This is a genomic window from Flavobacterium sp. CF136 (genome assembly GCF_000282055.1).
GTDB lineage: Bacteria > Bacteroidota > Bacteroidia > Flavobacteriales > Flavobacteriaceae > Flavobacterium.
This window is the reverse complement of the sequence record NZ_AKJZ01000055.1, coordinates 23,748-39,778: the sequence shown is the minus strand read 5'-3', so window position 1 is coordinate 39,778 and position 16,031 is coordinate 23,748. Positions and strand designations below refer to the sequence as shown.

At 34.0% G+C, this 16,031-nt stretch carries 8 protein-coding genes; all 8 read right to left on the bottom strand.

Translation table 11 applies throughout. The features are described 5' to 3' along the window. Positions 1-179 precede the first annotated feature (179 nt). Positions 180-2,480: a beta-glucosidase BglX gene (gene bglX / locus PMI10_RS16030; RefSeq protein WP_007809902.1), complete on the bottom strand. Its 2,301-nt coding sequence runs from the start codon at positions 2,478-2,480 to the stop codon at positions 180-182. A gap of 113 nt (positions 2,481-2,593) precedes the next feature. After that, entirely contained in the window at positions 2,594-3,970 is a 1,377-nt protein-coding gene (locus PMI10_RS16025; RefSeq protein WP_007809901.1) for a glucoamylase family protein, read from the bottom strand. Between the two features lie 65 nt (positions 3,971-4,035). Next, positions 4,036-4,935: a LamG-like jellyroll fold domain-containing protein gene (locus PMI10_RS16020; RefSeq protein ID WP_007809899.1), complete on the bottom strand. Its 900-nt coding sequence runs from the start codon at positions 4,933-4,935 to the stop codon at positions 4,036-4,038. Between the two features lie 18 nt (positions 4,936-4,953). Beyond that, a complete protein-coding gene (locus tag PMI10_RS16015; RefSeq protein WP_007809897.1) occupies positions 4,954-6,408 on the bottom strand; it encodes a RagB/SusD family nutrient uptake outer membrane protein in 1,455 nt (484 codons plus the stop codon). A 4-nt stretch (positions 6,409-6,412) separates the two neighbouring features. Further along, entirely contained in the window at positions 6,413-9,427 is a 3,015-nt protein-coding gene (locus PMI10_RS16010; RefSeq protein WP_007809895.1) for a SusC/RagA family TonB-linked outer membrane protein, read from the bottom strand. Between the two features lie 244 nt (positions 9,428-9,671). Then, on the bottom strand, positions 9,672-12,419 hold the full coding sequence (locus PMI10_RS16005) for a helix-turn-helix and ligand-binding sensor domain-containing protein (RefSeq protein ID WP_007809893.1): 2,748 nt from the start codon (positions 12,417-12,419) through the stop codon (positions 9,672-9,674). A gap of 102 nt (positions 12,420-12,521) precedes the next feature. Further along, positions 12,522-13,718 carry an acetate/propionate family kinase gene (locus PMI10_RS16000; protein WP_035631992.1) on the bottom strand — a complete coding sequence of 399 codons (1,197 nt, stop codon included), beginning with the start codon at positions 13,716-13,718 and terminating at the stop codon, positions 12,522-12,524. Between the two features lie 199 nt (positions 13,719-13,917). Continuing rightward, entirely contained in the window at positions 13,918-16,011 is a 2,094-nt protein-coding gene (gene pta / locus PMI10_RS15995; protein WP_007809888.1) for a phosphate acetyltransferase, read from the bottom strand. Positions 16,012-16,031 lie beyond the last annotated feature (20 nt).

Genomic DNA, 16,031 nt, shown 5'->3' with positions numbered 1-16,031 from the left:
CAATTTCGACGAAGGAGAAATCGCATGCAATATTCGATTACAGTACGTTCTCTCCTTGTGTGATTTCTCCTTCGTCGAAATGACAAAAAAATGCATAACTTAACATTTTAGAGTTTTAAGTTTATAAAAAAGCCCTTCGTATAACCAGTACGAAGGGCGATTACTAATCAACAAACCACTTATTTAGTTAACTCAAAACTAACTTTCTTATCGGCGTTTGAATTTGTTCCAACAAAAACATCAAACTGCCCCGGTTCTGCTACGAATTGTAAATCAGAATTATAAAATTTTAAATCTTCAACAGTAATTTGAAAAGTCACTGTTTGCTTTTCTCCTTTTTTTAGCATTATTTTTTGAAAACCTTTCAATTCCCTAACCGGTCTTGTAACAGATCCGACTAAATCCCTAATGTATAATTGAACCGTTTCTTTTCCATCGAAATTCCCTGTATTTGTAACATCAACAGTCACATTTACTTTTCCGCTGAAGTTCATTTTATCAGAAGAAATTTTCAAATTTGAATAATCAAAGGTGGTATAACTCAATCCAAAACCAAAAGGAAATAATGGTTCATTTCTTTCGTCCAAATAGTTAGATCTGAATTTTTCGAATTTCCCTTCCGTGTTAGAAAGAGGTCTTCCTGTATTTTTATGTGCATAATAAATCGGTACCTGCCCTACACTTCTTGGAAAAGTCGTTGTCAATTTCCCTGAAGGATTTACATCGCCAAATAAAACATCGGCAATAGCATAACCCGCTTCACTTCCTGCAAACCAAACATTTAAAATAGCCGGAACAGTAATATTTTCATCAGTTATAACTAAAGGACGGCCATCAAATAAAACTAATACTACCGGCTTTCCTGTTTTTAATAATTCGTTTAATAAATCTTTTTGTGCTTGTGGAATTTCTAAGTTTGTACGGCTGCTGGATTCTCCGCTCATTTCTGCAGATTCTCCAAGAGCTGCCACAATTACGTCAGATTGGTTCGCTACTTTTAAGGCTTCTGCAATTAATTCTTCTTTTGAACGAGGATCACGATTTAAGGTTTTACCAAACATTGTTGCGTTGGTTTCAAAAGTTTCATCATAATCTAAATTGCTTCCTTTTGCATAAAGTACTTTTGCAGATTTTCCGGCAGCTTCCTTAATTCCTTGTAATAACGAAATACATTTATCACCAATCGTGGCTACACTCCAGGTTCCTGACATATTGTTTTTGGCATCTGCCAATGGCCCGATAAGTGCAATCGTGCCTGATTTTTTAAGAGGCAATAACTGATTTTTATTTTTTAATAAAACCAATGACTGAGCTGCAATTGTTCTGGCTTCTTTTCTGCTGCTTGTTGTGAAAATTTCTGTTTTAGCTCTTTTTTCATCACAATATTTATACGGATCTTCAAATAATCCTAAATCATATTTTGCTTCCAGAATAAGTTTAACTGCGTTGTCGATTGTTTCGATTGTTACTTTTTTCTCCTCTAAGGATTTTTTTAAAGTCCCTAGAAAACCTTCCCCAACCATATCCATTTCGACACCGGCATTTAAAGACATTGCAGAAACTGTTTGAAGGTCGCCCATTCCGTGTTCAATCATTTCCGGAATTCCGGTAAAATCAGTCACTACAAAACCTTTAAAACCCCATTGCTTTCTTAAAACATCGGTCATTAACCATTTGTTTCCAGTTGCCGGGATTCCGTCAATTTCGTTGAAAGAAGCCATAACTGATCCTACGCCTGCATCTACAGCAGCTTTGTAAGGAGGAAAATAATCATTGAACATTCTGATATGGCTCATATCAACTGTATTATAATCACGTCCTGCTTCGGGCGCACCATATAAAGCGAAATGTTTTACACATGCCATAATCGAATTGTTTTTTGAAAGATCGTGTTGCTGATACCCGTTTACCATTGCTTTTGCAATTTGGCTTCCTAAATACGGATCTTCTCCTGAACCTTCAGAAATTCTTCCCCAGCGAGGATCACGGGAAATATCAACCATTGGAGAAAATGTCCAGTTGATACCATCGGCACTGGCTTCCTGAGCTGCAATCTGTGCACTTCTTTCGATCAGACTGATATCCCAGGTGCACGATAATCCAAGCGGAATAGGGAAAGTTGTTTCGTAACCGTGAATTACATCCATTCCAAAAATCAATGGGATTTTTAAACGGCTTTTTTCAACAGCAATCTTTTGTACTTCCTTAATTTTTTGAACTGATTTTATATTGAACAAACCGCCTACTTTACCTTCGGCAATATTTTTTGCAATATTTGAGCTGTTAGCCTGCCCTGTTGTAATATCTCCGGAAGTTGGTAAATTAAGCTGGCCTAATTTTTCATCCAATGTCATTTTAGATATCAGCTCCGCTACAAATTCAGACTTTGGTTTAATTTTTACTGTGTTTTTAGTGTTCTTTTTCTGAGCGTAACCCAAAACAGCACATCCTAAAAAGAGTAAGGCTAATTTCTTTTTCATATTAGATAATATTATTCTTTATGTAATCGCCATTGTATATTCCTATTTTGGTTCGGAACAATGGCGATTTAATAAAATGTGGTATTTATATTTTATTGTTTCTGATTAACTTTCTAAAATCCGTATTTTGTTGATTTAAATCCAAGCTTTATTAAACCTTGTTTGGTATCTGATGCGTTCATAAATAATTTCCATAACAGACCCGAGCGATAATTCTCAATCATTGGAACAATTGTTCCCTGATCGATGGCTAAATAGCATTTTGTTACCCAATCATACTGTGGTGAAAAAGCATCGTATGGCCCGGCAATTCCAACATATTTTGTTTTATTTTCATCATATAAATAATGTAAAAACTTCATAGATTCTGTTGGTGTGTACGGAAATGATGATAAGGCTGCAGTAGGCGAAATTACTCCTGTATCATTATTTGGCTGATGTGCTGTATAACCCGTTGTTCCGTCTGGATTACGAGTATAACTTGCGGTTAATCCCCAACATTTATCCGAATAGTCTTTCCATCCTTTTGGGTTAGCGATACTATACTGAACCATTATTTTAGCATGATTTTGTGTCAATTGCCAATAATCAGCATATTTATCTGTTAAGTTATTTGGGTCTAAACCTAAATACGAATAGTGTGACCAGAACATTGGCCCTACATTTCCTGATGCTCCATTATAATTTAAAACAACCGGCAATCCATATTGGGAACCGCTGTTTACAATTGCCCCGTTTCTTGCCCAAGCCTGATGATAGGCTTCTGCAGAAATTGGATGTGTTGGTGATGAAGCAGCCATTACGTATGTAATCAAACATTCATTGTAACCTTCCAATTTAAAGTTCATTTCCCAGCCATAATTAGGTGACCAATGCCAGTATAATGCATTTTCTCCTTTGGTATACCAATCCCATTCAACACCTTTCCAAAGTTCATCCGCTTTTACGGCTAATTCTTTTTCAGCTGTGCTTCCATTTTTAAAATACTCCCTAATGGTGATTAAAGCCTGACAAACAAAAGAGGTCTCTACCAAATCCCCGCCGTTATCTTTTGTTCCAAACGGAATAACTTTACCTGTTGTATTATCCATCCAGTGTGGCCATGCGCCATGAAAACGTTCCGCTTTTTCTAAAAAAGTTAAGGCTGTTGTAAGTCTGGAAACAGCTTCTGCCCTTGGTAAAAAACCTCTTTCTATACCTACAACAATAGTCATTAACCCAAAACCGGAACCGCCGGTAGTTATAATGTTTGACTCAAAATCAGGATTTTCAGTAAGATATCTTTCGCGGGCTAATTTTGAATTAGGGTCTGCATAATCCCAAAAATATTTTATTGCATCTTTTTGAACCTGGTCCAATGCCTGCGTGTCCGTTAAAGGTGTAATTGGATTTGTTGGCAATGGTGTTCCTCCACCCGGTCCTTCCGGAGAAGAAGAAGAGCAAGAATTAAAAGCGTTCAAAAAAAGAAGGATATATAAACTGATTTTCATTTTTATAAATTGTCGGATTACACTAAAAAAACACCTGGATATTTTCAATCCAGGTGGATTAAAATTTATCTTTTATCTTTTTCTAATTTATATAAGGCTACAGCTTCATTATCTGTTAATGCTGCATCATAAATTCTGAATTCATCCATTGATCCTGTATAATGAAGCATCCAGCCATCGGCACTGCCCCAGGGAGCACCTAAATGCTGTTGATAGCCTCCAATGATGAATTTTGATACTTCTGAACTTGCCAAATCACCAAACCCGACACCTCCGGTAGCAGGATCACTTGCATATCTTTTAGAAATAGAAGCAGGTAAGTCTAATTTTTGTCCGTCAATGTACATGCTATAAGTAGAACTGGTTCCGTTATAAGTCCATATCACATGTTTCCATGCACCAAACATATTATTTAAAACATTGGCTCCTCCATGCTCAATAAACTGACCTGACCAGGGTATACTTGGCGTCACGTCTTTTTGAATATGATTTTTCATCAACATTGTAGTTGCTGGACCTGTGCCTTCAATTAAAGTGAATATATTGCCCCAAAAATCTGTTTTTTTAGGGAGCATAAACAGAGATTGTGCTCCTCCAGTGTGTGGTTCTGTTTTAATCCACATTGAAACTGTAATACTTTTTAAATTTATTACGGAATTAGCAACAGTATTATAGGCAATAAATGAACTTGCTGAACCTTTGTAAGCTTCTCCTTTTATACCGGTTTCATATGTAACATTCGTTCCTGTTCCATCTGTTATACTGTTTTTTGAATCAGCAATATTCCCTTCAAAACTAAATTTAGATACTAAATGGGCAGCGGCAACATCATCCGAATTTTCATAACCTCCAATTGACTCATACGGAATTGGGCTGTTTACTTTATCAATACTATCCTCGCAGCCAACAAACAATGTTGAAGCTAAAACAAAAGAAAGCAAGAAAATAGATTTATTTTTTTTCATTTTTAATGTCTTTAAGGATTAATAACCTGGATTTTGAGATGATAAACCATCTGCTTGTTTTAAGAATGACGCCGGAATAGGAAATAATTCGTTTTTATTTTCCGTGAAGGTTTTTCCGTCTACAGCAAAGGCAGCTTTGGCCTGACCAGTGCGCACTAAATCAAAAAATCTATCGTGCTCAAAAGCCATTTCTACTCTTCTTTCTTTCCAGATTGCAATTCGGACATCTCCTTGAGATACTGCCGGAGTATCTCCTAAGTTAGCGCGGTGTCTGATTTGGTTTAATAACGGAATCGCATCACTTGTTTGTCCTAATTCATTCAAAGCTTCCGCTTTCATCAATAAAACTTCGGCATATCTCAGGTATTTAATATCAACATCCGTTTCCCATGCATCTGTGTAAGCTGATGAATAGGCTTTGTAATTGTATCTTTCGTTTTCAACCGTTACCGGTATCACTCTGCCATCGTATAAAGTTGTTCCCCTAAAAATAATAGTAGCTGCTTTTCTGACATCACCAGCTTCATAGGCATTTACTAAACTTTGTGATGGTGTATTAAAGCCCCAGCCCCAGCCGCCGGTACCACGAGCTCCTTGTGTGTTAGAATAGCCTTCGATCCCTTTAGCCGGAACAGCACCTTGTGCATAAATTTCGAAAATTGATTCTGAATCAAACTTCCCTCCTGCTCTGTACATTGAAGCATAATCATTAACAATGGAGTAACCTGTAACTTTATTACAATTATCAACTACTTTTTGCCAGTTTTTTTGATATAAACTAACTTTAGCTAATAAAGCATAAGCGGCCCCTTTTGAAGCTCTTGATTTTTCATTTGCTGAATAAGCTGTTTTTTCAGGTAAAGCAGCAATCGCATCATTTAAATCAGCTTCTATGAAAGCATATACTTCAGCAGATGTTTTTCGGGTCAACTGCATAACTCTGTCAGAATCTAAACCAGGAACCGGTAAATGATCTACAATAGGCACTCCTCCGTAGCATTTTACCAAAGTAAAATACATAAAAGCTCTTAAAAATTTTGCTTCACCAGCTAATCTGGCTCTTAAATTAACATCTACTTTATCTAATTTCGGAAGAATATTCAATGCCTGATTACATCTGTTTATTCCGTCGTAATTGGCAATAAAAGTACTCTCGGCAGAAGGATTAGAGGCATTATAAGTTAAAGCATCCAACACATCTTTATCAGTACCTGTATCACCTGGCGAAGATCCTTTATCTGCATCATCAGAAGTAATACTCGACAGACCAATCCAACCAAAAGAAGTCATATCCCAATTTAAAAATTTGTTATAAATTGCTGTGACAAACGAAGCTGCGCCAGCATCATTATTGAATAATTCAATATCTTTTGTAGAAATAGATTCTGTTTGATCTACATCTAAATAATCGTCTGCACATCCTGTAAGAAAGAATACTGAAAACACAAACGCTGCTATATATATCTTTTTCATAATTTTAAAATTTTAGGTTAGCACCCATTACAAATGATCTCAAAGTTGGATAAGCATTCAACTCAACTCCCTGAAGGTTGTATGGATTACCGTCATCATTTAATTCTGGAGAAAATCCTGAGAATTTTTGAGTAATAAATGGGTTAATTGCATTTACGTAAATTCTGCAAGAGCTAATAAAACCACCTTCAGGCAAAGGCAATTTATAGCCTACAGTAATATTATTTATTCTGAAGAAATCACCTGACTCTAAGTAATAAGTTGAAGCTACCGGTACTTGATTGAAAGGTGCCGGATTTGAAGCTGTCAAATTATTTGGTGTCCAAAAATCTACTGCAAGAGACTCTTCTATGTTTTCACCAGAAAAACGTTGTGCTTTTTTACCATTATAAACTTTTGCTCCATTTGTTCCGTAACCATCAACAGAAAAATCAAAGTTTTTGTAAGCAAAACCTAATGTTACTCCATAATTTGATTTTGGTAGTATTGAACCAACGTATTTTCTATCAGTATTAACATTTAAAGCATCTTGAGTAACTTTTTGACCTGCAGCATTGTAGTACAGCATTTTTCCATTTGAAGCATCAAAACCTGCATATTCATACATATAAAAACTTCCTAACGGCTGACCTATAGAACTGTTATCTAAAATTTTAGTGTTTTGTCCATTCCCTAAATTTCCGCCATTTTGTATTGTTAATTCAACATCTTTTAATCCTGTAAGTTCATTTTTATTGTTCGAAAAATTACCCCCGATCCAATAATTAAAATTTTCCCCTATTTTATCATCCCAACGCAACGAAATTTCATATCCTTTATTAGATACTTCACCAACGTGAGCAGGCGAAGCATTCGTAATTCCAGATGTAAAATAAGGTTTAGTATTTAAAATTACATTTGTTGTTGTTTTATCATACACATCAAAAGTTCCTTTTAATCTATTATCTAATAATTCAAAATCAAGACCTGCAGACGTTTCTTCTGTAATTTCCCAAGATAAACTAGGATCAATTTGTGAGCTAATAGTTGTTCCCTGATTTAAAATAGAACCCCCTAAATAAGCATTTTGACCAGATGTATAACTTTGGTTATTAAGAGGTACATTTTGATTTCCTAAACGTCCCCAACCTCCTCTTAATTTTAACAAATTGATTGTTTTTGAATCAGCCAGAAAAGCTTCTTTAGATATAACCCAACCTAAACCAAAAGCCGGGAAGGTTCCCCAACGGTAATCTTTACCAAAGTTTGAAGATCCATCACGTCTAATAGTTCCCGTAACTAAATATCTGTCCATCAATTTGTACTGGAAACGACCCAGATAAGATGCCAGTTTTATTTCGTTAAAAACTTCATCTTTATAGCTCGTAACATTAGCAGCATATTCTACGTCTTTTAACCCCCAATAATTAGCATTTGAATCTACATTTTTACGCACAATGGTTAGTTTCTCTCTATTCCCTTTAACGCTGGTTTCTATACCTGCTGTTACTTCTATATCATGAATTTCAGCAAAAACTTTGTTATAAGTTAAATAGTTTTGTAAGTTCCAATTATAATATTGTTCTCTGCCTTTAGTTAATGTATTTAAGTTCGAATTTGGAAATTCTTTTGCATAATCGCTTTCAACTTTATTTGGATTTGCAGCCAACCAAATATTTTTATTATCTGCATAATCATATTGTTTCCAGCTATAATATTCCCCATTAAATTGAGACGTGAATTTTAATGATTTCAAAATCTCATAATCCAATTTCAAACCTCCCTGAAGCATAATACTTCTTTGTTCTTCATTTTTAAAATCTAATTGTGCCACAGGATTACCAACATTGTTAAATGCTGAGCCTGTTTGACTAACGAAACCATCCGGGCCAACTCTGGACACTCCATATTTCCCATCAGCAAAACGAACAGGAACTAATGGTGATTGTTTATAAGCATTTGTAAAGGCATCTAATGGCTTAGGTGTTGATTTGGTAGAGGTAAAACTAAAGTTTTGATTTAAAGTCAGTTTTTTAGAAATCTTATATTCATTGTTATTTCTAAAAGTAGTACGTCCATAATCCAATCCGTTTAAAATTGCTTTTTCTTCGTAATTTCCTAAACTGAAAAAATATTTAATACTTTCAGTACCTCCATAAACAGAAACGTTGTTTTGAGTGTAGCTTCCTGTTCTGGTAATTTCGTCAAACCAATCTGTGTTTACAGGCTGATCTTGTGAAAAAGTTGTAGTCTGCAAAGCAGAGTTGGTATAATATGCATATTTATTACTTCCAGCCATTTTTACCTTTTTTAAAGGCTCTCTTACTCCTGCAAAGCTTTCAATTTCTACAGAAATTTTATCTCCTTTGCCCTTTTTGGTTGTAATGATGATAACTCCATTAGCAGCCCTTGTACCATAAATTGCCAATGCGGAAGCATCTTTTAGAATATCATACGAAGTAATATCATTTGCATTAATATTATTGATATTTTCTGTTGGCATTCCGTCAACAATAAATAATGGAGATCTTCCTCCTAGTGCAGTACCCAAACCTCTAATTACTACAGAAGGCGTACTTCCCGGCAAATCAGATGAAATCACCTGTACCCCTGCCGCTTTACCCTGAATGGCTTGCGAGGCATTCAGTACTTTTGTTTTTGTAATTTCTTCTCCTTTTATAGAACTAATTGCAGTAGTGTTATCCACTTTTTTTCTTGTTCCGTATCCGATAACAACAACTTCTTTTAGGGCAGTGTCACCTGATTCTTTTAAGGTAATTGTCATTAAACCTGAAGTAGCTGCCACAGAAACAGTATCAAAACCTAACATGGAAACCTTTAACATTTCACCGGTTTTGGCATTTATTGTGAAGTTCCCATCGAAATCAGCATCAGTAGAAGTTCTGGATTCAGGAGCACTGATAATTGCTCCGGGAACTCCCATTCCGCTGCCGTCCACTACTTTTCCCTTAATTGTCTGTCCGGACATATAAGCCGGAAACAGCAAGAGCACTAAAAAGCTAAAAATAAAATTTTTCATACAGTTTGTAATCGTTTAAGTTAGTGGAGCCAAATTAAACAATTACATCGTTGTAGTACATCAAATACACTACTACACAGATACATCATTATGTTAAAAAACAAAGATAAAATATTAAAAATCAAACACTTAAAATGTTAATTTAAGTTTATTAACATAACCTTATGATGTAGTAATGATGTATTAGAATAAAATAAAAAAAGAAGTATAAAAATAAAATATGTTTAAAAAACCAGCCTAAATCTTATAGACTTAATAAAAATTTTGAAAGATTTTCTTCTTGTGAGAGATTTAGTTTCTTTCTTAGTCGGTATCTGTGTAATTCCACTCCTCTAAATGAAATATTCATCAGGGGAGCAATTTCCTTCGATGACAAATTCATTTTAAGATAAACACAAAGTTTTATGTCTTTTGGAGTCAGGTTTGGGAATTTTTTAGAAAGATTAATAATAAACTCATTGTGAATCTGATTCAGATTAGTTTCAAAAATTTCCCATTCATGTTTATTCACTTCATTAATCTTAATTGCTTTTTTAATTTCGCTTTTAAGTTTATTGAAATCTTTTTCAGAGTCAAGAATACTCTGAATGTTTTCAATCATTTCACTTTGTTTGGCAATAGATAACGATTTGCCTGCAACTTCAGACGATTTTGTCTGTAATTCGAGTTCCAGAATATGTTTTTCGTATTCCTGAATATTCAATTCATTTTCAGCTTTCAATTCCATTTCCAGAATTTCTCGCTGATGTTTTAATTCTTCAGCCTGCAGTTTTAACTTTTGTATATAGCGAAGTTTATTCCATTTATAATAAAAAAACAAAACTGTTCCTATCAATAACAAATACAATAAAATCATCCAAATAGAAAAATACCACGGTTGGGCAACTTTAAAATCAAAACTGGAAACTTTATCATAATTGGCCCCATTATGTTTATAAACAATTATAGAATGATAACCACTGCTTAAATTATTGAGTACAATTAGTCCGTCAGAAATTGGAATGAAATCTTTGTTTTTATTGATTTTATAAAATAAATTAGGCTTGCTTGCCCCATAAATTCCAGAGATTACATTAATTTTTAATTCTGTATTATATTTAATTTTGGAATCATCCGGAAGCAGAACCTCATTATTAAATGCCTCAATTTTGACATCTGCATTTTGTTTATTTTCATATTTCAGCTGAAGAGAAATAAATCCGTCATCAAGATTTAACAAATAATGATTTTGAGTTTTAAAAATCCTTAAGTTATCATTGATCAGCTTTCCTTTATAATATTTCTCCTGAATAATATTCCACACAAACTTATTTCCTCTGGCATAAATATGGTATAAAATTCCGTCCTGAAGGACCATAAAATGATCTTCATCAATTGCCACAACATCAGTTATATCTTTAAAATTGGCATTAAACAATTCATTTTCCTCAAGTTTGTTGGTAATTGAGTTATAAGTATACCATGAATTATTAATCAGAAAAAGAATTTCCTTTCTAAACTCAAAAATCTTAACACCAAAATCATTTTCTATCTTACTTTGCTGGGTAATATTTTCAACCTTTTTAGTCTGATAGTCATCATTATATAAAACACGGTATAAACCACGATAATTATCTGCCGCAAAAATTTCATTTTTTTTATTTTGAGCTACATACTTTATTGGTTTCGAGATATCTTTAATCGTTTTATGTTCGCTTAATTTTGAAATATCATCATACACCAGAATCCCACTATAAGTTGACTGAAAGCAAGTATTGTTAATACTGCTTTTCGATAAATTCCAACCACCGCTTACATTGTTCGTTTTAATTAGAGATCCATTATCATAACAAAAGGTTCCATCGTTATGCCCAATAATATATTTATTGTCAAATTTTGTAATATTCCAGGCCTGCCCCTGAGTGTTGGGCAACATCTTGAATTTCCCCAAATCATATTCAAAAATACCGTGATTTGAAGCAATTAAATATCCTTTGCTGGTTGTTGCAACAGAGTAAACTGAACCTAAAATTCCCGAATTGTCATAAAAAATTGATACCGGAGAATTTACTTCTACATGAGCGATACCATTATCTAAACCAAGCCACAAATCATTTTCTTTATCTAAACCAATGCTTAAAATTGAATTATTCATCAATACATTGTTCCGGTCTATATTTTTGAAGGTATCAGTTTTGAAATCATAAATAAAAACGCCTCTGTTTCCAGTGCCTATCACTAATTTATTATTTTTAATAAACCTGGCCACATTAATTGTAGCATCTTTTAAGATTTCATTTAATGGATTATTCCAAGGTCTTAAGCCTCCATCCTTTTCAACAATAAAAATTCCTTTTTTCTGAGTAAAAACATAGGTTTTGTTCTGGTATTTTTCGATAGCATGAACAACACATTTTTTTAGTACATTCCAGCCTTTTGGGTTTGCAATCTGTGCAGCGTTCATTTTAAAAACCCCTTTTTCTACAGAAGCGACATACAGATTCTGGTCAACTACAAAACAATAGGATATTAAAAAAGGAAATCTGATTTTTTGAATGTGCTTATCCTTATAAATAAAAACATCATTAAAAGACTGAAAGTATATTGCCCCATTAAACCGAAAAATTTTCCAGATTTCTTCATTATCCTTTTCATCAAATAAACGCAGTTTTTTGGTAATCGAAACGTAATGCATTTTACCTTCTTTTCTATACCAGTAACCAAATTCTTTGTAAGATCCGGAATAAATTTTATCACCTTCGATCATAATCGAACGAATGATGGTTTTGTTGGGCAGCGTATATTTTTCCCACATCACACCATCATATCGCAATAAATAATGATTATTGGCAAAATACATCGCATTATCTTTTCCCTGAACGACATTCCAAATTTGATTATCGCCCTGATAATTTGATTTATTATAATTTTCTACAAAGGGAAGTAATTCTTGAGCATGAATTTGAGAAGTGATGAAAAAGAAGAAAAATAATTTTGGAAGTATCGATTTCAAAATATTCGGATTTATATTCAAATATACTGACAAATATTGAATTTTAAGCAATAAAAAAGCTTCCCAACCGAGAAGCTTTTTTATAAATACAAAGACAATATTTTAACTTTGAAGTAAATGATAAACCTGATTTGCAATTTCAAATTCTTCATCTGTTGGTACCACTAAAATTTTTACTTTTGAATCTGAAGTATTAATCATTCTGTTTTCTTTAGAACGTATTTGATTTTTATCATCGTCTAATTCTATTCCAAAATAACTCATATCCGTACAAACTAATTTCCGCATATAGGATGAGTTCTCTCCAATTCCGGCTGTAAAAACAATAGCGTCTAAACCATTTAAAACTGCTGTGTATGAACCAATAAACTTTTTGATACGATACACATTCATAAACAAAGCCAATTGACATTCCTTGTTTCCTTTTTGGGCATGAGATTCAATATCACGCAAATCGCTATAACCTGTGAGTCCTAACATTCCGCTTCTTTTCTGAAGAATATTGTTGATTTCTTCTAAAGAAAAACCCAATGTATTCGACATATAAAAAATAACAGATTGATCAACATCTCCAGCCCTTGTACCCATTATAAGACCATTTGTTGGTCCAAATCCAAAAGAATGATCTACACTTTTACCCTCTTTAATGGCTGTCATACTACAACCATTTCCTAAATGGATCGTAATAATATTCTGTGCAGGATTATTTGATTCTTTTAAATAATTAATTGCCTGTTCTGAGACATATTTATGACTTGTTCCGTGAAAACCATAGACACGAATTCTATTCTCGGTTAGAAGCTCATTCGGAATTGCATATTTATAAGCTACTTCGGGCATTGTTTGATGAAAAGCAGTATCAAAAACGGCAATTTGATGTGCGGTATCAAAAATTTCTTCGGCTACATTAATTCCTTCTAAATTGGCTGGATTATGCAGAGGGGCCAAATCAAAAAGCTGTTTTATTTTCGCCTTTACCTTTTCGTCAATTTTTACTGTTTCTGTAAAAGTACTTCCCCCATGTACCACGCGATGCCCAACAGCAGCAATTTCAGAAGTCGATTTAATAACTCCTTTTTCTGGATCCAAAAGCATATTGGCTACTTTTTGCAGACCTATTTTGTGTGTTGCAATCGGCAGCATTACTTCATACGAATTTGATGAAGCTTTAAAAGTAACATTAGAACTTTCTAAACCAATTCTGTCAATCATACCGGTACAAATTACTTCGTTTTCCGGCATAACCATTAATTGATATTTAATTGATGAGCTTCCTGAGTTTATTATTAATATTTTCATTATCTATTTATTTGTATAATCTTGTGAACGCGGATGACACGGATTTATCAAAGCAAAAACGCTGATAAAAACTGATTTTATTTTTAATAATTATGTCATCCTGAGCGGAGTCGAAGTCTATTTAACCCAAAAGGGCTTCGACTAAGTTTATCCTGAGCGGAGTCGACTGGACTCAGCCTGACATAATTTTTTTAATTGATTATAATCCCTGCGCCTGAATAGCTGTAATTACCACCGTGTTTATAATATCATCAACGGTACAACCGCGGCTTAAATCGTTTACGGGTTTGTTCAGTCCTTGTAACATTGGACCAATAGCCAAAGCTCCGGTTTCTCTCTGAACGGCTTTGTATGTATTGTTTCCTGTATTTAAATCGGGGAAAATAAGGACACTCGCCTGTCCTGCTACTTCAGAATCCGGCATTTTGCTTTTTCCGACAGCGCGATCAACTGCGGCATCATACTGAATTGGACCTTCAATTTTTAAATCGGGACGTTTTTGTTTTACAATTTCGGTTGCTGCACGAACCTTATCAACTTCATCTCCTTTTCCTGAAGATCCTGAAGAATAGGAAAGCATGGCGATTTTGGGTTCAATGCCAAATGCCAGACTTGATTCAGCAGATGAAATTGCAATTTCTGCCAATTGTTCAGAAGTTGGATTTGGATTAATGGCACAATCACCAAAAACCGAAACACGATCTTCTAAGCACATGAAAAATACAGAAGAAACTATCGAACAATTTGGTTTTGTTTTAATGAATTGCAATGCCGGCAAAATAGTATGCTGGGTAGTATGTGCCGCTCCGGAAACCATTCCGTCCGCATGACCTTTATAAACCATCATTGTTCCAAAATAAGAACCATCCTCCATCAAATCCCTGGCAATTTCAAGCGTCATTTTTTTTGCTTTTCGCAGCTCATAATAAGTAGTCACATAATTATCATAAAACTCAGATTCTTTAGGATTTATAATATTTACTTTCGAAAAATCGAATGTGATTCCTAATTCGGTTATTTTATTTTCTATTTGTTTTTTATCCCCAATAATTGAAATATCAACTACATCCATCGTCAGTAATCTTGAAGCAGCGATAATAATTCTTTCATCACTTCCTTCCGGTAAAACAATATGTTTACGATGTTGTTTGGCTCTTTTCACCATATTATACTGAAACATTTTGGGTGTCATACCTTCTGCCTGAAAAGTTATCAATCTTTCAGATAACAACTCAATAGAAACATACTTTTCAAAAGTACTGATTGATGTTTCTATTTTATGTGTGTTATTCGCATAGATTTTCGACTTTATGGAACCTATTTTATTGGTAATATTATACGTTCCTCCATCAACAGAAATAATCGGAACAATAGCAGAAAGTCCTTCAATAAGTTTAAGAATACTTTCTTCGGGAATAATATTTCCTGTCAAAATAATACCTGAAATAGAGGGATAATTAACCGATTCATTAGCCTGCAGAGCGCCCAAAATAATATCAGAACGATCGCCCGGAGTAATTACCAAAGCATTATCATGCAAGTGAACCAGGTAATTATGCAATTGCATTGCACCAACGCTAAAATGTCCAATCTCGTTGTTCAGATAAGTACCTCCAAATAAAACTTTTGCATCAAGTTCATTGACAATTTCCTGCATTGTCGGGTTATTTAAACTCGAAATCAACGGAATCGTATTTACCAATACATTACCGGGTAAACTTTTTTGCAGTCCTTTTGTTACCAGTTCTATATTTTCCGCTTGTACTTTATTTGCAAAAACTGACAAAACTTCTACTTCTTTTACTTTAAAAGAATCATAAACTAAGTAAAGACTATCAACTAATTCGTCCAATGTTTTACCCACACCGGAGCCAATAATGATTGTAGGGATTCCCAGATTTTTCGCAATTAAAACATTCAAATCCAATTCGATTGAAGTTCCTTCTCCTGTAAAACTTGTTCCTTCAACCAAAACAAAATCAAACTGCTCTTCGAGTTTTTTGTATTTTTCAATAATCAAATCTAAAACCTCACCTATTTTTCCCTTATTTTTTTTCTTGATGAGTTTACTCTTTGTAATTGCATATGCATCTTCAAACTTAATGTCAAGGTTAAAATATGAAAGTACTGTTTCAATGTGATTATCTAATTCACCATCAATAAAATCCTCTACAATGGGTCTAAAATAACCTACTTTGGCAGTTTTACCAATTAGGATACTCATCAAACCAAGTGTAATAATTGATTTTCCGCTATTCTGATCGCTTGTGGCTATGTATATCGCTTTACTCATAATTATATATTTTGAAATCG

Excerpts from the sequence above, each read along its gene's own strand:
- bglX (WP_007809902.1), bottom strand. The coding sequence starts at position 2,480 with ATGAAAAAGAAATTAGCCTTACTCTTTTTAGGATGTGCTGTTTTGGGT.
- PMI10_RS16000 (WP_035631992.1), bottom strand. The coding sequence starts at position 13,718 with ATGAAAATATTAATAATAAACTCAGGAAGCTCATCAATTAAATATCAA.
- PMI10_RS16020 (WP_007809899.1), bottom strand. The coding sequence starts at position 4,935 with ATGAAAAAAAATAAATCTATTTTCTTGCTTTCTTTTGTTTTAGCTTCA.
- PMI10_RS16025 (WP_007809901.1), bottom strand. The coding sequence starts at position 3,970 with ATGAAAATCAGTTTATATATCCTTCTTTTTTTGAACGCTTTTAATTCT.
- PMI10_RS16015 (WP_007809897.1), bottom strand. The coding sequence starts at position 6,408 with ATGAAAAAGATATATATAGCAGCGTTTGTGTTTTCAGTATTCTTTCTT.
- PMI10_RS16010 (WP_007809895.1), bottom strand. The coding sequence starts at position 9,427 with ATGAAAAATTTTATTTTTAGCTTTTTAGTGCTCTTGCTGTTTCCGGCT.
- pta (WP_007809888.1), bottom strand. The coding sequence starts at position 16,011 with ATGAGTAAAGCGATATACATAGCCACAAGCGATCAGAATAGCGGAAAA.